The sequence below is a fragment of the Advenella kashmirensis W13003 genome, from assembly GCF_000506985.1.
GTDB classification, from domain to species: Bacteria; Pseudomonadota; Gammaproteobacteria; order Burkholderiales; family Burkholderiaceae_B; genus Advenella; species Advenella kashmirensis_A.
The window spans coordinates 89,489-105,262 of sequence record NZ_KI650981.1 but is presented as its reverse complement, the minus strand read 5'-3'; the positions used below and the strand labels follow the sequence as shown (position 1 = coordinate 105,262).

18 protein-coding genes are annotated in these 15,774 nt (G+C 57.5%); 11 read left to right on the top strand and 7 right to left on the bottom strand.

Going from position 1 to position 15,774, the window contains the following annotated elements; genetic code table 11:
- The first annotated feature begins 75 nt into the window (after positions 1–75).
- Together lptG and W822_RS40055 are read left to right on the top strand one after the other, a co-directional pair.
- Positions 76–1,254, top strand: a complete 1,179-nt coding sequence (gene lptG, locus W822_RS40060) for an LPS export ABC transporter permease LptG (RefSeq protein ID WP_024006373.1) — start codon at positions 76–78, stop codon at positions 1,252–1,254.
- Entirely contained in the window at positions 1,251–2,066 is an 816-nt protein-coding gene (locus W822_RS40055) for a symmetrical bis(5'-nucleosyl)-tetraphosphatase (protein WP_024006372.1), read from the top strand. The genes lptG and W822_RS40055 overlap by 4 nt, the downstream gene beginning before the upstream one ends.
- 31 nt (positions 2,067–2,097) lie before the next feature.
- Here W822_RS40055 and W822_RS40050 read toward each other — a convergent pair whose 3' ends face one another.
- The 7 genes from W822_RS40050 to W822_RS40020 are packed head-to-tail and all read right to left on the bottom strand — an operon-like array spanning position 2,098 to position 6,792.
- Positions 2,098–2,847, bottom strand: a complete 750-nt coding sequence (locus W822_RS40050) for a lysophospholipid acyltransferase family protein (protein WP_051401806.1) — start codon at positions 2,845–2,847, stop codon at positions 2,098–2,100.
- Complete coding sequence (locus W822_RS40045) at positions 2,844–4,136, bottom strand: dihydroorotase (RefSeq protein WP_024006370.1); 1,293 nt, start codon at positions 4,134–4,136, stop codon at positions 2,844–2,846. Before W822_RS40045 ends, W822_RS40050 begins: the two co-directional genes overlap by 4 nt.
- Positions 4,133–5,086: an aspartate carbamoyltransferase catalytic subunit gene (locus tag W822_RS40040; protein ID WP_024006369.1), complete on the bottom strand. Its 954-nt coding sequence runs from the start codon at positions 5,084–5,086 to the stop codon at positions 4,133–4,135. Before W822_RS40040 ends, W822_RS40045 begins: the two co-directional genes overlap by 4 nt.
- A complete protein-coding gene (gene pyrR / locus W822_RS40035) occupies positions 5,079–5,603 on the bottom strand; it encodes a bifunctional pyr operon transcriptional regulator/uracil phosphoribosyltransferase PyrR (protein ID WP_024006368.1) in 525 nt (174 codons plus the stop codon). The genes W822_RS40040 and pyrR overlap by 8 nt, the downstream gene beginning before the upstream one ends.
- A 30-nt stretch (positions 5,604–5,633) precedes the next feature.
- On the bottom strand, positions 5,634–6,029 hold the full coding sequence (ruvX, locus tag W822_RS40030) for a Holliday junction resolvase RuvX (protein ID WP_024006367.1): 396 nt from the start codon (positions 6,027–6,029) through the stop codon (positions 5,634–5,636).
- A complete protein-coding gene (locus tag W822_RS40025; protein ID WP_024006366.1) occupies positions 6,022–6,603 on the bottom strand; it encodes a YqgE/AlgH family protein in 582 nt (193 codons plus the stop codon). The genes ruvX and W822_RS40025 overlap by 8 nt, the downstream gene beginning before the upstream one ends.
- A 24-nt stretch (positions 6,604–6,627) precedes the next feature.
- Complete coding sequence (locus W822_RS40020; RefSeq protein WP_014749785.1) at positions 6,628–6,792, bottom strand: rubredoxin; 165 nt, start codon at positions 6,790–6,792, stop codon at positions 6,628–6,630.
- A gap of 206 nt (positions 6,793–6,998) precedes the next feature.
- On the opposite strand from W822_RS40020, the gene thiD reads away from it, so the two are divergent.
- From thiD to proB, 9 genes are all read left to right on the top strand, one after another.
- Positions 6,999–7,808 (top strand): bifunctional hydroxymethylpyrimidine kinase/phosphomethylpyrimidine kinase, encoded by an 810-nt coding sequence (gene thiD, locus W822_RS40015; protein ID WP_031243219.1) that lies wholly within the window; start codon positions 6,999–7,001, stop codon positions 7,806–7,808.
- A gap of 117 nt (positions 7,809–7,925) precedes the next feature.
- Positions 7,926–8,594, top strand: coding sequence for a thiamine phosphate synthase (thiE, locus tag W822_RS40010; protein WP_024006364.1), 669 nt, complete (start codon positions 7,926–7,928; stop codon positions 8,592–8,594).
- Between the two features lie 150 nt (positions 8,595–8,744).
- Positions 8,745–10,022: a glutamate-1-semialdehyde 2,1-aminomutase gene (gene hemL, locus W822_RS40005; RefSeq protein ID WP_024006363.1), complete on the top strand. Its 1,278-nt coding sequence runs from the start codon at positions 8,745–8,747 to the stop codon at positions 10,020–10,022.
- Positions 10,023–10,194: 172 nt separating this feature from the next.
- Complete coding sequence (gene argJ / locus W822_RS40000) at positions 10,195–11,421, top strand: bifunctional glutamate N-acetyltransferase/amino-acid acetyltransferase ArgJ (RefSeq protein WP_024006362.1); 1,227 nt, start codon at positions 10,195–10,197, stop codon at positions 11,419–11,421.
- A 15-nt stretch (positions 11,422–11,436) separates the two neighbouring features.
- Positions 11,437–12,522 (top strand): DUF1853 family protein, encoded by a 1,086-nt coding sequence (locus tag W822_RS39995; RefSeq protein WP_024006361.1) that lies wholly within the window; start codon positions 11,437–11,439, stop codon positions 12,520–12,522.
- Positions 12,523–12,682: 160 nt separating this feature from the next.
- The gene (gene rplU / locus W822_RS39990) at positions 12,683–12,994 is read left to right on the top strand and encodes a 50S ribosomal protein L21 (protein WP_024006360.1); all 312 of its coding nucleotides are present in this window, start codon (positions 12,683–12,685) and stop codon (positions 12,992–12,994) included.
- Positions 12,995–13,027: 33 nt separating this feature from the next.
- Positions 13,028–13,288 carry a 50S ribosomal protein L27 gene (gene rpmA, locus W822_RS39985; protein ID WP_024006359.1) on the top strand — a complete coding sequence of 87 codons (261 nt, stop codon included), beginning with the start codon at positions 13,028–13,030 and terminating at the stop codon, positions 13,286–13,288.
- 157 nt (positions 13,289–13,445) lie between these two features.
- Positions 13,446–14,564, top strand: coding sequence for a GTPase ObgE (gene obgE, locus W822_RS39980; protein WP_024006358.1), 1,119 nt, complete (start codon positions 13,446–13,448; stop codon positions 14,562–14,564).
- A 46-nt stretch (positions 14,565–14,610) separates the two neighbouring features.
- The gene (gene proB, locus W822_RS39975; RefSeq protein ID WP_031243217.1) at positions 14,611–15,747 is read left to right on the top strand and encodes a glutamate 5-kinase; all 1,137 of its coding nucleotides are present in this window, start codon (positions 14,611–14,613) and stop codon (positions 15,745–15,747) included.
- The last annotated feature ends 27 nt before the right edge of the window (positions 15,748–15,774 follow it).

The window sequence follows — 15,774 nt, the reverse complement described above, 5'->3', positions numbered from 1 at the left end:
CAAACAACAGTAAAATCGTCGGTTCGGGCTTGATACGCGTAAACATGGCGCGTGACCGACTTCCCCAAAAAACCTATGCAAACAGCAAGAAAATATCTCGGGACAGAAATCTATCGGGCGACCGCAGGCGTTCTGATTGCGCTCGTGGGTTTGTTCACTTTTTTTGCACTCATCGATGAACTCGACAGCATCAGCGACCAGTTCCCGCTTTTGTCTTTGCTTTATCTGCAAGTATTACAGTTGCCAACGCGCCTGTACGATCTGCTGCCGGTGGGTTTACTGATCGGCTCGGTGCTGGCACTGGCCAGCCTGGCGCAGCGCAACGAGCTGGTCATCCTGCGGGTGTCCGGGGTCAGCGGCATTTCCATGCTGATCCTTCTCTGGACAATTACCATTCCGCTCATGCTGGGCGCATTTGTTCTGTCAGAGTTTGTAACTCCGCGTGCCGAACTCATGACCAGCGAAGCCAGCCTGAAATTTCTGGGCAAGGCCAGTGGCGGGCAAATGAATTCAGGCCACTGGTTTCGCGAACCCGATGTTGACGGCAATATCCGTACAATCAATATCGCCCGGCTGCTTGACAAGGGAAGCGTCGAAGACATCCGCATCATCACGTATAACGCGCAAAATGGCCGTTTTATCTCTCTGGATCATGCCAAGACCGGACATTTCGGCCAGAAAAATATCACGCTAAACGATGTCGTGCATATCACGAGCCTGACTGATGCCAAGGCCGCGCTTGAAGACCCTGGCAAACCGGTATCCGATGTCGCCAGGCGCACCATCCTGCCCACGCTTGAACTGAAAACAACATTGACGCCCAGCCGCCTGCTTGCCGGCCAGATGCAACCGGATCGCATGTCAACGACCTCCCTGCTCGACTATATTTCCTATCTGCAGGAAAACGACCTGCAGACCAACCGCCAGGTGGTCGCGTTGTGGCGCAAGCTGAGCTACCCCTTCACCCTGCTTGTCATGATTACGATTGCTGCGCCTATCGGTTTCATGCAGACCCGCAAGGGCGGCGTGGGCGGCAAAGTCTTCCTGGGCATTTTGCTTGGCGTCGCGTTCTACATGATCAATCAACTGGCCCTGAATGTGGGCATGTTAAAAAATCTGCCACCGTGGTTTACTGCACTGATGCCCAATACGATTGCAATGCTGATTGCGATGCTTGCACTCTATCTGATGGAAGCCAGACGTACACCGCGCGGGCGGCGTTCGTCACTTTCGGGAGAGGCTGCTGCGTCATGAATATTTGGGCTGTAGGAGATTTGCAGGGATGTTGTGGGGCGCTGGATGAACTGCTTGCTCATCCGCTCATTCAGAAAGACCCCGACTGCCGGTTCTGGTTTGCCGGTGATCTGATCAACCGGGGGCCGCAATCGCTGCGGACACTCAAACAGGTCATTCGGCTTGGCGATCGTGCCGTCAGTATTCTGGGCAATCATGATCTGCATATGCTGGCCGTGTATGCCGGGATTCGCAACCAGAACAAGTCGGACACGTTTGACGCCATCCTTAAGGATAAACATGTCGACGAGCTGATCGACTGGCTGCGGCACCGTCCGCTGGCCCATTACGACGCCGGGCACCTGATGGTGCATGCCGGTGTCATGGCCAAATGGGATCTGGACAAAACCCTGGCTCTGGCCGAAGAAGCACATCAGGCGCTTATCAGCGATAAATGGCAAAAAAATCTGCAGAAAATGTATGGCAACGAGCCCGTTCAATGGAAGGATAAACTGAGCGGGTCAAAAAGGCTGCGCGTGATTATCAATGCTTTTACCCGCATGCGCTTGTGTACCCCGAGCGGGGAAATGGATTTCGTCGCCAAAGATTCGCCGGGCAACCAGCCGGGCCTGGTGCCCTGGTTCGACGTGCCGGACCGCAAAACCAGCGATATCCCGATTATTTTCGGGCACTGGTCAACGCTGGGACTACTGATACGCAAGAACCTGCTGGCACTGGATACCGGTTGCGTATGGGGCGGCAAACTCACCGCCTTGCGCCTGAGCGACCGCAAACTCATCCAGATTGACTGCAAGCGACACGGCCGGCATTAACCATTGCCGGCCGCAATGGCGTGTATGACCGTTATTGCACAACGACTTTGCTGCGGATGGCGTCACGCACCCGAGCGGCCAGCTCCGCCCTGCTCAATGGCGGCTCCTGACCAGTCTGCGTGACCGGTGGCAGACAAAAGACCTCAACACATACCTGACGCGCACTCAGCAGGACGCCAATATTGCCCACCAGGGTCTGATCACCGATAAATGCGACTTTGCCGCTACGCTGTCCTTCATACCAGAACACCAGCGCCACCGGTTGAATGGTGACTTGCGCACGCATCGCCGGTTCAAACAGGCTGGTGCTGAACGCCTTAACGTCCAGCCCGTCCGATGTGGTGCCTTCGGGAAAGAGCCCGACGCAAATATTGCGTTCGAACAGCGACTTCATACTTTCGCTGACACGGCCAATGGCTTGCCGCTGGCCGCGATCAATGAACACCGTCCCGACCCGGGCAACCAGCCACCCGATCACGGGCCACTTGCGGATTTCCTGTTTGGCGATAAATGACGTCGCCCGCCAGCTGTTCAGGATGAAAATATCAATCCAGGAAACGTGATTGGCGACCCACAATACCGGGCCATCCATCACGGGCGTGCCGTGCCGCACCACTTTGACACCACATACCAGCATCAGACAACATGACCAGGCTTTGGTCACGGCATCCTGCACCCGACGATTCATGAACGGCAATGCAATCGCGGCCGTCATCAGGCCCGAAAGCAACAGCAGAATCAGAAAAAACGCCCTGACAACAAACCGCAAAGACCTGATCACACGCACTCCCAGACGCTGCGTCCACCCACCAGAGTCATGACCACTCTGCCCGGCAACTCATACCCCGAAAAAGGCGTATGCGCGCTCTGACTCTGCAGCGAGTCCGGCCCGACAGTCCAGCTTGCCTCCGGATCCGCGATGGCAATATCGGCCGGTGCCCCCACAGACAGCGCCCCGCAGCCCGGCAATGATGGCGCGCCCGCCTTCAGGATGGCGGCCGGCGCCGCCGTGATCCGTCCCAACGCCTGTACAACCGGTATTTTTTCTTCCTGCGCCCATTTGACAATCAGCGAAAACAGCAGCTCGACCCCGGTAGCGCCAGGCTCCGCTTCTGAAAACGGCAGCAGCTTGCCATCGTCGTCAACCGGCGTATGATCGGAGCACACCGCATCAATGGTGCCGTCCAGCAGGCCGGCACGAATGGCATCGCGATCGCGTTGGCCGCGCAATGGCGGATCAAGCCGGAAATTGCTATCAAAAAATCCGATATCCAAATCCGTCAGATGCAAATGGTTGAGCGATACATCGCAGGTGACCGGCAACCCTTTTGCCTTGGCCTGCCGTACCAGTTCAATTCCGGCGGCGCTGGACAGGCGGCACAAATGCAGCCGCGTTCCGGTCACTTTCTGCAATTCGAACAGCGTATGCAAGGCAATGGTTTCTGCCTGTTCGGGCACGCCGGTCAGGCCCAGCCGCGAGGCAAACGGTCCGCTGGCGGCCACCCCTTTTGATAACGCCGCTTCCAGCGGTGTCAGCCACAAGGTATAGCCGTAGGTTTTGGCATACTGCATGGCGCGGTGCAGAACGCCGGTATCCATCAGTGGCAGAGAGGCCTGGGAAAAGGCGATGCATCCTGCTTCGGTCAACTCGGCCATCTCGGTAATGATTTTGCCTTCAAGCTGGTTGGTCATGGCGCCCAGCGGATACAGATTGGCCTGATGCAGCTGGCGGGCGCGATGCTTGAGCATTTCCACCAGGCCTGGCTCATCCAGAGCAGGATCGGTATCAGGCGGCAGGACCAGACTGGTCACACCGCCGGCGAGTGCCGCCTGCATTTCCGACTCCAGCGTGGCCCGATGTTCGAAGCCGGGCTCACGCAAGCGCACGGACAGGTCCACCAATCCGGGGAGCACCCACTTGCCGCTCGCTTCGATCTGTCGCGCCGATTCAAATCCGTCGGGTTCCTGTCCCAGGCCGACGATGCGTCCGGCTGCAATGTAAAGATTACCGATCTGGTCGGTACCGGATACCGGGTCGAGCAACCGACCCCCTTTGATGACTATTTTCACTGCGATGCTCCAGCAACGATGCTCATGACTGCCATTCTGACGGCAATCCCGAATGTGACCTGATTGAGAATGACCGCCTGTGGTCCGTCGGCCACGGCCGAATCAATTTCGACGCCACGGTTCATGGGACCGGGGTGCATCACGATGGCATCCGGCTTGGCGTAAGCCAGTTTTTCGCGCGTCAGACCGTAATGCTTGAAATATTCCTGCGAAGACGGCAGCAGGGCCCCTTTCATCCGTTCATTCTGCAAACGCAGCACCATGACAACATCGACATCACGCAGGCCTTCACGCATATCGGTAAAGACCTTCACGCCCATTTGTTCAAGACCACCTGGCAACAGGGTCAGCGGGCCGATGGCGCGCACCTCGGCGGCCCCCAGCGTGGTCAGGGCATGGATATCGGAGCGCGCCACGCGCGAGTGAAGAATATCGCCCACAATCGCAACCGTCAGGCCCGAAAAATCTTTTTTGAAATGCCGGATGGTATACATATCCAGCAGGCCCTGGGTCGGGTGCGCATGGCGTCCGTCGCCGGCGTTGACCACATGTATATGCGGTTCGACGTTGCGGGCAATCAGATACGGGGCACCGCTGGCTTCATGGCGCACCACAAAAATATCGGCCTGCATGGCCGTTAAATTACTGATGGTATCGAGCAGCGATTCCCCTTTGGCGGTAGAGGACACATTGATATTCAGATTGTAGACGTCAGCCGAAAGGCGTTTGGCGGCAATTTCAAATGTGGTACGGGTACGCGTGGAGTTTTCAAAAAACAGGTTGAATACGCTTTTTCCACGCAGCAGCGGTACTTTCTTGATGTCGCGCTCGGCCATGGGTACAAAGGTTTGGGCGGTATCCAGGATATGGGTCAGAATGTCGCGTGGCAGGCCTTCAGTGGACAACAGGTGTGTCAGCTCGCCGTGACGGTTCAGTTGCGGGTTAAACATGGCGAACTTCCTCTTCCATGGTCAGGGTAAAACGCAATGCGTCGTCGGTGGCCAGCACGTAATTGCGACCGCGCGGCAGAGGCAGCACACCTCCGCATACATCGGGCGCAATCGGCAACTCACGTCCGCCGCGATCAATCAGCACGCCAAGACGCACCGACGCTGGCCGGCCGTAGTCATACAGTTCGTTCAGGGCGGCCCGAATGGTGCGGCCGGTAAACAGAATATCGTCAATCAGAAAAATATGGCTGCCTTCGATCTCGAACGGCACCTGGCTTGGCAGCACCTGCGAATGCAGGCCGATCCGGCTGAAATCATCGCGATGCAGGCTGGTATTGAGGGTGCCGGGCTGATACGGCAGATTCAGATCGGTACATAGCCGGCGCGCCAGCCAGGCGCCTCCCGAATAGATACCGACAAGGTATGTGCTGGCCGGGTCGGTGTCCCTGAGCTTTTCGCTCAGGGCGTGCTTCAGATGCGCGTAGAGTTCTTCGGCGCTGGGCAGGCTGCCTGTCATGTTTATCCTATCCTGTTAGCAAAGGTGCCGTTATTTTAAGCGATCCAGATAGCGTTGAAGAATAACTGCGGCTGCCACGGCATCATCTTCCTGGTTATTTCCCAAAAGCGCCTGTGCTTCCAGACTGGATCCGCGCTCGTCGACCAATTCCACCACCAGGCCGAAGCGGCCATGCAACTGATTGGCAAAACGCCGGGCAAATTTTGACGCAGGCTGCTCGTCGCCGGACAGTGTGAGCGGCAGCCCCACCACAACGCGTTCCGGTTGCCATTCCTGCACCAGCGCGGCGATGCGGGCAAAACGGGCATCCCGCGTGGCCTCGCGAATAATGCAAAGCGGACGCGCCTGTCGCGTGAGGGTATTGCCCAGTGCCACGCCGGTTTTCTTCATGCCGGCATCAAACGCCAGCAGGGTCTCGTCAGGCATGGCCCGCGTCACCGGACAGCGCAGAGGGCTCAATGCCAAGCAGCGCCAGCGCCGCCGTATAGCGATCGGCCGGGCGCTTGTTGAAAATGATATTGCGATCTGCCCCGACGTTCAGCCAGGCATTGGCCGCAATTTCCTCTTCAAGCTGACCGGCAGACCAGCCCGCATAGCCTAGTGTGATGAAAATTTGCTGCGGACCATCGCCGCGTGCCAGGTCTTCAAGGACGTCACGCGAGGTCGTCAGCGCCATATCGCCCAGGACAACACTGGAACGATAGTGACCGGCGGGATGATGCAGGACAAAGCCCCTGTCGGTTTGAACAGGTCCGCCGTAAAAAACGGTTTGCGCAGCCAGATCTGTATTGACTTCCAGCTCCAGGCGTTCGAGCAATTGCTCGACCGACAAGTCTGTCGGGCGGTTCAGCAACAGACCGAGTGCACCCTCTTGCGAGTGCTCGCAAACATATACCACGCCACCTTCGAAAATATCGGATGTCTGCGAAGGCATGGCCATGAGGAACTGGTTCGCCATACTGACAAAGGCAGATTCATTTTTGTCGTCGTGTTCAGTCATGGTCCTTCCTTTAGTTGATGCCTGTCAGATTTCCATCATTTCAAAGTCTTCCTTGCGCGCACCACATTCCGGACAGACCCAGTTGGGGGGAACATCTTCCCATTTGGTGCCGGGCGCAATCCCTTCTTCGGGAACGCCGGTTTCCTCATCATAAACCCAACCACAAATTAAACACATCCAGGTACGCATAATACGGTTATTTCCTAACATTCAAATGTAACTTCACGAATTGACCGGACCTGCGCTGCGGCATGTTCCGGAAACATGCCTATGCACGCTTTGGTCACCATTTTAATTTAAAATAGTGGCTTTGACCCGGTTTCCCAAGAAAACTGCGCAGCGCCTTTTTGCGCCTACTGTTTTCACCGTTCTGTTTCCTGCATTTTGTACTGCCCGTGTCTCCTACCATTGCTCCTGCCGTTCTGTTCTTCAATCATCTGGACCCCACCGGGCGCTCCGGCCTGGGCGGGGATATCCTGACTGCCACTCAATTCGGCTGCCAGGCGGTGACCGTGCTGACCGCCAACACTGTTCAGGACACCGGGGTCATTGAAGAGATCCATCCGGTAAACGACGAAACGCTCGACAACCAGGCACGCTGCCTGCTCGAGGACATTCCCGTTCACGCTATCCGGGCGGGCGGCCTGTATAGCGCAGACCACGCCAGTGTCATTGCACAAATCGCCGCCGATTACGACAACGTACCGCTGGTGCTCTATCTGGGGCCACAATACGCGTCCGTCATCGAAGACAGTACCGATGACGACATCGAGGCTCTGTTGCTGGCGACCTGGGAAACATTGATCCCCCAGGCCGCCTGCGTGGTGGTCGATTGCAGTTATCTGAACCTGTGGGCCCCCGAAGACGAACATGATACGGACAGTTCGATCCCCGTTATCCTGCAAGCCATTCTGGCTGCCGGCGCCAAATCTTGTCTCGCCCTGTTTTATCCTTCACCAGACGAAGCCCATCAGCATATCCTGCTCGAGGGCGAGAGCCGTCGCATGGCCTTCGGCTTTTTTCCGCTGGCCGGACAACCCGAGTCCGGCGATATGATCAGTGCTGCGCTGGCATGCGAACTGACCCGGGGCAAGGCGCTGACCACCGCCTGCGAAACAGCCATCACCTATGCGCATAAGGCGCTAGCCGACGGGCGTAAACTGGGCATGAGCAAGCTGGTCGCACAACGACTGCAAAAACCCTGATCGTGCCGGCTAAACTCCACTGGCTGGCACCTGCCCGCGCTTTCTCGCTATACTCACTACAACTGCGCAGCTCTCACCACACACTCTTTACAGCCCTTCATCGGGCACATCAGGTTTATGACAGCACACTCCTTCCCTTTCGGTCTATACGGTATAACCCCCGAATGGCATGACGGCGACCGTCTGCGGCGGGCGGTCAGCCAGGCCTGCAAGGGCGGCATGCGGGTGCTGCAGTGGCGGCAAAAAACCATGCCTGCAGACCAGGTTCGCCCCATCGCTGCATCGCTGCGCGACATTTGCGGCGCGGCCGGCGTCTTGTTTATTGTCAACGACGACTGGAAGCTGGCCCTTGAGCTGGGCGCCGACGGTGTGCATCTGGGCAGGCACGATGCCGCCGTTGCCACCGTGCGCGCCCACGTGCAACAGCAGAATCACCCGCCGCTGCTGGTAGGCGTGTCGTGTTATGACAGTCTGGACATGGCCGCCACCGCCATGCAGGACGAACCGGATTACATCGCCTTTGGCGCCCTTTTTCCATCCATGGTCAAACCCGACGCGGTGCGCGCCCCCCTGTCTTTATTCCAGGACGCGAAAACACTTCGCAAGCCCGGTTATATGCCCTCTCTCGTAGGCATCGGCGGTATCAACCGCCAGAATGCCCGCCTGGCCGTAGAGGCGGGCGCCGACAGTATCGCCGTCATCACGGGTCTTTTTGAAGAGTCCGATATTCTCGGCGCTGCGCAATGGTATTCGGCTCTGTTCAATGAACACGCAGCGCCATCGTGATCGCCCTCACGGCTTTTACCCGCCGGCACGCTCCGCTTTTTACCGCGACAGACGACCCGGCAACGTGTCTCAGCCGATTGCAGTCATATATAGCGAGGTGCCGGTCACCCGCCAATTACTCCTTTCATTTTTCCCGAAGAAGATTTGATTATGTCCCAGAACGAAATACTTTTTAAACGCGCCCTTCAATCCATCCCAGGAGGCGTCAACTCGCCGGTGCGGGCATTTCGCTCGGTCGGTGGCACGCCGCGCTTCATCAAGCGTGCCAAAGACGCCTATCTGTGGGATGCCGACGGCACGCAATACATTGACTATCTGGGTTCCTGGGGCCCGGCCATTGTCGGCCACGCCCACCCCGAGGTCGTCGCGGCCGTGCAGCGCGCCGCCGAATCCGGCCTGTCGTTCGGCGCACCGACCGAAGCCGAATCCCAGCTGGCCGAAGCCATTATCGCGCGCATCCCGTCCATTGAAAAAGTACGACTGGTCAGCTCCGGCACCGAAGCCACAATGAGCGCCATCCGCCTGGCCCGTGGCGCCACCGGCCGCAACAAAATCATCAAGTTCGAAGGCTGCTACCACGGTCACGCAGACAGTCTGCTGGTCAAGGCAGGCTCAGGACTGCTGACCTTCGGCAACCCGACCTCTTCCGGCGTTCCCGCCGAATTCGTGGCCCATACGATTGTGCTGGACTACAACGACCTGGACGCGGTCAAAGCTGCATTCGCTGAATACGGGCAGGAGATCGCCTGCATTATTGTCGAACCCATCGCCGGCAATATGAATCTGATCAAGCCCGCGGAAGGGTTTCTGGCGGGCCTGCGCAGCCTGTGCAGTGAACACGGCGCCCTGCTGATTTTCGACGAAGTCATGACCGGTTTTCGCGTAGGTCCACAAGGCGTACAGGGCCTGTCGGGCGTCACGCCTGATCTGACCACCCTGGCCAAAGTCATCGGCGGCGGCATGCCCGTGGGCGCGTTTGGCGGCCGGGCCGACATCATGGACCAGATCGCGCCACTGGGGCCGGTTTATCAGGCAGGCACGCTGTCGGGCAACCCGGTATCGGTGGCTGCCGGGCTGACCACGCTGGAGATTCTGTCGCGCCCTGGCTTTTATGAACATCTGCAAACCCAGTCGGCCAAACTGGTCGCCGGCCTGCAGGACAAAGCCAAAGCGGCTGGCGTGCCTTTCTGCGCCGACTCGGTCGGGGGCATGTTCGGCCTGTATTTCCGCGATACGGTGCCAACCTCGTTCGCGCAGGCGTCCGAGGTCAATCACGAGGCCTTCAAAACCTTCTTCCACGGCATGCTGGACAATGGTGTACACTTGGCGCCGTCATCATACGAAGCCGGTTTCGTCTCTGCCGCCCATAGCGACGAGATCATTGAGAAAACCCTTGATGCCGCTGGCCGGGCCTTTGCGCTTCTGTAATCAGGCAGTGGCCGTGCAGCCAGGCACGGCCTTGCAATGAAAAACCGGGCATCAGTCGAACAGACCGCCCGGCAGGGGAAATTTTTTCCGGATAAACCCGTTTTCTCATTGTGAAATAAAAAAAAAGCTACACTCAGGGTTATCCATAATATGTTAAAGGTGTTGAAGCTGTATGGCTGTAAACTTAAATATACCTGACGAATCCGCTATCTATCCGGTAGCCGGAGTTGAAATCGGCATTGCCCAGGCCGGGATAAAAAAGCCCGGTCGCGACGACCTCACATTATTCAAATTCACGCCGGGGACCTCTGTGGCCGGGGTGTTCACGCGTAACCGGTTTCGTGCTGCGCCTGTGCAAATTTGCGAGTCCCGCCTGGCGGCAAGCAACGCTATTCGTGCATTAATTATCAATACCGGCAATGCCAACGCCGGCACCGGTGCCGATGGCCTGGAACGTGCATTCGAGACATGCCGTACGCTGTCCAAGGAACTGGGTCTGCTTGAAGAAGAGATCCTTCCTTTTTCAACCGGCGTGATTCTGGAACCGCTGCCGGTTGAAAAGATCACCGCTGCCGTGCCCCAATGCATTCGTGCTCTGGACAAAAACGCCTGGTTCCAGGCGGCCCACAGCATCATGACCACCGATACGCTGCCCAAAATCTGCTCCAGACAGCTGACGCTGGACGGACGCAAGGTCACCATCACAGGTGTCAGCAAGGGCGCCGGCATGATCCGACCGAATATGGCCACCATGCTCGGCTTTGTGGCCACCGATGCAGAAATCGCCCCCGCCCTGCTCAAGGAACTGGTCAAGGACATCGCCAACCGCTCCTTTAACCGCATCACGGTCGACGGCGACACGTCTACAAACGACTCGTTCATTGTTATTGCCACCGGCCAAAGCGGCGTGCAGGTCCAGGACGCGCAAAGTCCTCACTACGAGGCCATCCGCGAAGAGCTGACCGCTGTAGCCCTGGAGCTGGCGCAAAAAATCGTCCGCGATGCCGAGGGTGCCACCAAATTCATTACCATTCAGGTCGACGAGGCAGAAAGCAGCCAGACAGCGCTGAAAATCGCCTACGCCATCGCCCACTCTCCCCTGGTCAAAACTGCGTTTTACGCCTCTGATCCGAATCTGGGCCGGATCCTGGCCGCCATTGGCTATGCCGGGGTCGATGATCTGAATGTCGGCGCCCTGCGCCTGTGGCTTGATGACGTGCTGGTTGCCTCTGAGGGCGGCCGCAATCCGGATTACCGTGAAGAAGACGGCCAGCGCATCATGCAGCAGCCTGAAATCGTCGTGCGGGTTGCCCTGGGACGCGGCAAGACGTCCGAAACCGTCTATACCTGCGATTTTTCCCACGAATACGTTAGTATCAACGCGGACTACCGTTCCTGATAAAAAGCGGCACACGTGAGCATCCATCAGGTCTGGCGTGATCTTGAATGGTTGATTCATTCGCCTGATCTGCTTTCTGCGGATGCCGGCGTGCCGCTTGCAAAATGGCCTGATGCCGTATTGAAGGCGATCGAGCAATGGCTGATCCAGGAACGCGATGCGCCTTGTGTGATCGATCACGCTTTTTCGTCCCCCTATCGCCGGCTCGGCCTGTATGCAGAGGCTTTGCTTGGTGAAGCGCTCAAACACGCCCCTGTGCAGCTGCTGGCCCAACACGCCGCGGTTCATCTGGTCAACCCACACAAAGGATCACAAAGCGCGCGCCAGACCGTGGGGGAACTCGATTATGTCTGGCGCGACGAACTGAGCCAACGGATCTGGCACTGGGAACTGGCGGTTAAGCTCTATCTTTATTTACCCGCGACAGTCACGTTCAGCGGCGGGCTCGACCAATTTGCAGGGCTGCAACGACGCGACACTCTGGCTCGCAAAACGACCAGGCTGCGTGATCACCAGCTTGTATTGAGCTCGCTGCCAACGGTATCAGCAATGCTGGGGGCGCCTGTCAATGAGGCAGCAGCCTATCTCAAGGGCTGGCTGTTTTACCCCCTGTCAGGACCATACTGGGATGATTACGCGTTGCCTGATTGCGCGACACGCCGCATGCTCAATCCCCAGCATCTCAAGGGGTGGTGGCTGACCGAGACGGCATTCAGAGAACGCCTGAACCAAAGCCAGCCCCGTCATGGAGCCGCTGCATGGCGCTGGCGAGTCGTCCCCCGCCTGCAATGGCTTGCGCCTCAGCAGGCCATTGCAGCCGATACACTGGACAATTCGGCGCTACTGGCGCTATTGCTTGCCTGGCGCACTGCGCGCGCCGCACAGACTGATCCGCGCCCCGGGCTGTTGATTGCAGCCATGGCACCATCGGACACAGAAGCCCGGCACCATGAGCGCAGAGGAAATTCGAGCGCTGTGGCAGATCAATGGGGGCCCCTTACATCTGGCGCGGAACCGATCTACAACGAGATTCACCGTGGCTTCGTCGTAGCCGACGATTGGCCTGAAGGTAGCATGAAGGCGCCCGACCCGGAAAATTGACGGCAGAAATACCACAGTGAGGCTTTCGGGAACGGTCATTGTCCTGTTTTTACAAACAAGCGATTGATTTTTTTGACTTTTTAATTCGTTTCGGAGTAGAATAGCGGGCTTAGCGTTGAAATTTGCTAATTTTTCGAATTTATTTTAGAGGTTAACCCAAATGTACGCGGTCATAAAAACCGGAGGCAAGCAGTATCGTGTTGCCGAAGGTCAAAAACTCAAGGTAGAACAGATACCGGCAGACATCGGGCAAGAAATCTCGCTAGACCAGGTTCTGTCAGTGGGCGAAGGCGAAACACTCAAAGTGGGTGCTCCCTTGGTTGCTGGCGCTGTGGTTAAAGCCAAAGTTCTTGCACATGGACGTCATGACAAGGTGAAAATTTTCAAAATGCGCCGTCGCAAGCATTATCAGCGTCACCAGGGCCATCGCCAGAATTACACCCAGATCGTCATCGAAGCAATTACTGCTTGATCCGTTCGTTAACAGCATAACAGGAGCTTAATCATGGCACAGAAAAAGGGCGGCGGCTCAACCCGCAACGGCCGCGACTCGGAATCCAAACGACTGGGCGTAAAAGCCTTCGGCGGTCAGGTTATTCCAGCCGGTTCAATCATTGTTCGTCAGCGTGGCACACGTTTTCACCCGGGTACCAATGTCGGTATGGGTAAAGATCACACCCTGTACGCACTGGTAGACGGCAGTGTTTCCTTTGCACACAAAGGCGCACTCAACAAGCATACCGTTTCCATCACAAAGGCTGAATAAACCTTTCCCGGACACCACATGCAGTGCCGTTCACTTGTCGCCAGGTGAACGGCATTTTTTATTCTGCAGCAAACTCTGATACATTCAGGGCTGTACGCATGGATAATAATAATTATTATGCGGCGACGTTATTCACTTAAAGACCACAGGACCCATCATGAAATTCGTTGACGAAGCGACGATCGAAGTCATCGCCGGCAAAGGCGGCAACGGGGCGGCGAGTTTTCGTCGCGAAAAATTTATTCCCAAAGGCGGTCCTGATGGTGGCGATGGCGGCCGGGGCGGAAGCATTTATGCCGTGGCCGACAGAAATATCAACACGCTGATCGACTTTCGCTACGCCCGCCTGCACCGTGGCAAGAACGGCGAGAACGGACGCGGCTCCGATCAGTACGGCGCTGCTGCGCCAGACATCACACTGCGTGTGCCAGTCGGCACGGTCATTCATGATGCCGACACCAACGAGCAACTGTTCGACCTGGCCCACCACGGCATGCAAGTCACGCTGGCGGCTGGCGGCCAGGGCGGCATGGGCAACCTGCACTTCAAGTCCAGCGTCAATCGTGCGCCCCGCCAGTTCACCTACGGTAAAGAAGGCGAGCAGCGCAAGCTGCGGCTGGAACTCAAAGTGCTGGCCGATGTAGGCCTGCTGGGCATGCCCAACGCCGGCAAGTCCACACTGATCACCCGCATTTCCAACGCCAAGCCCAAAATTGCAGACTATCCGTTTACCACGCTGCACCCGAATCTGGGCGTGGTCCGGACGTCTCCATCGCGCAGTTTTGTCGTGGCCGATATTCCCGGCCTGATAGAAGGCGCCTCTGAAGGCGCCGGTCTGGGCCATCTTTTCCTGCGACACTTGTCCCGCACGCGGGTTCTGCTGCATCTGGTCGATGTATCCAGTGTCGACCCAGACCAGGACCCGGTACAGGAAGCAGCCAATAATGTACGGGCGATTGCCGAAGAGCTGCGCAAGTATGACGCTGACCTGTATGCCAAACCGCGCTGGCTGGTCCTCAACAAACTGGATGTGGTCAGCGACCCGCAAGACGTCCAGGCGCAACTGTGCCGCGAGCTTGACTGGCAGGGCCCCGTATTTGCTATTTCTGCGCTCTCTGGCGAAGGCACCCAGGCGCTGATCTGGGCGCTGCAGGATTATCTGGATGAAGAAAAAGGCCGTGAGATGGTCGAACAGGACAAAAAGGAAGGCATCTATATGCCCGAAGACCCGCGCTTTGACGAATCGCGCGGTGATCTAACGGACGCCGGGCAATAACCGGCTGACTTTCCTACCCTTTTTCTTGAACTGGATTTTTGCAATAATGAGCGATTTCGTTTCTTCAGTGGCCACCGCAAGACGCATCGTGGTCAAAGTGGGCTCCTCCCTGGTGACCAATAACGGCCAGGGTCTGGACCCGAAGGCCATTGGAGAATGGTCATCGCAAATTGCTGCATTATGCCGCCAGAACAAGCAGGTTATTCTGGTCTCCAGCGGCGCCATTGCCGAAGGCATGGCACGGCTCAAATGGAAGACCCGCCCCAAAGTCATGAGCGAACTGCAGGCGGCAGCAGCCGTCGGTCAAATGGGGCTGGTCCAGGCGTATGAATCGGCTTTTGCCGCACACAATATACGCGCGGCGCAAATCCTGCTGACCCACGAAGACCTGACTGATCGGCTGCGCTATCTGAACGCCCGCTCCGCCCTTTTCAAGCTGCTGGAACTGGGCGTTATTCCGATCGTCAATGAAAACGATACCGTGGTGACCGATGAAATTCGATTAGGCGATAACGACACGCTGGGCGCTGTCGTCAGCAATCTGATCGAAGCCGATGCCCTGGTAATTCTCACAGACCAGCGCGGACTCTATGACAGTGACCCCCGTCACAATCCGGATGCACGCTTTATTCATCTGGCCACGGCCGGTGATCCCCAATTGCAGAAAATGGCCGGCGGCGCCGGCAGCCACGTGGGTACGGGCGGCATGCTGACCAAAGTGCTGGCCGCGCAGCGGGCTGCCAGCAGCGGCGCCTCCACCGTCATTGCCTCAGGCCGTGAAGAACGGGTGCTTGAGCGGCTGGGCCGCGGTGAGGCCATCGGCACCGAGCTGCGCGCTTCTGCGACCCTGCGTTCAGCCCGCAAGCAGTGGATGGCCGACCATTTGCGCCTGCCAGGCAAACTGGTGCTCGACGACGGCGCACTCAAAGCGCTGACGGAACAGGGCAAGAGCTTGCTGGCGGTCGGCGTGGCCGATGTCATCGGTGAATTCGAACGCGGCGATGTGGTTGCCTGCACCGACAGCCAGCATCGGGAAGTGGCCAGAGGGCTGGTCAATTACTCTTCAGCCGACACACGCCGGATCATGCGGCACCCTACCCGGGAAATTGAAAGCATCCTGGGTAACTGCCGCGACGAAGAACTGATTCATCGCAATAATATGGTGGTTCACAACCGATTGTAAGAGCTCACAGCTGTTTAGAACACAAGC

Coding starts and splice junctions, on each gene's coding strand:
- obgE (WP_024006358.1), top strand. CDS start 13,446: ATGAAATTCGTTGACGAAGCGACGATCGAAGTCATCGCCGGCAAAGGC.
- W822_RS40055 (WP_024006372.1), top strand. CDS start 1,251: ATGAATATTTGGGCTGTAGGAGATTTGCAGGGATGTTGTGGGGCGCTG.
- thiE (WP_024006364.1), top strand. CDS start 7,926: ATGACAGCACACTCCTTCCCTTTCGGTCTATACGGTATAACCCCCGAA.
- W822_RS40025 (WP_024006366.1), bottom strand. CDS start 6,603: ATGACTGAACACGACGACAAAAATGAATCTGCCTTTGTCAGTATGGCG.
- W822_RS40040 (WP_024006369.1), bottom strand. CDS start 5,086: ATGTTTAACCCGCAACTGAACCGTCACGGCGAGCTGACACACCTGTTG.
- lptG (WP_024006373.1), top strand. CDS start 76: ATGCAAACAGCAAGAAAATATCTCGGGACAGAAATCTATCGGGCGACC.
- hemL (WP_024006363.1), top strand. CDS start 8,745: ATGTCCCAGAACGAAATACTTTTTAAACGCGCCCTTCAATCCATCCCA.
- W822_RS40020 (WP_014749785.1), bottom strand. CDS start 6,792: ATGCGTACCTGGATGTGTTTAATTTGTGGTTGGGTTTATGATGAGGAA.
- rpmA (WP_024006359.1), top strand. CDS start 13,028: ATGGCACAGAAAAAGGGCGGCGGCTCAACCCGCAACGGCCGCGACTCG.
- proB (WP_031243217.1), top strand. CDS start 14,611: ATGAGCGATTTCGTTTCTTCAGTGGCCACCGCAAGACGCATCGTGGTC.
- ruvX (WP_024006367.1), bottom strand. CDS start 6,029: ATGCCTGACGAGACCCTGCTGGCGTTTGATGCCGGCATGAAGAAAACC.
- pyrR (WP_024006368.1), bottom strand. CDS start 5,603: ATGACAGGCAGCCTGCCCAGCGCCGAAGAACTCTACGCGCATCTGAAG.
- argJ (WP_024006362.1), top strand. CDS start 10,195: ATGGCTGTAAACTTAAATATACCTGACGAATCCGCTATCTATCCGGTA.
- rplU (WP_024006360.1), top strand. CDS start 12,683: ATGTACGCGGTCATAAAAACCGGAGGCAAGCAGTATCGTGTTGCCGAA.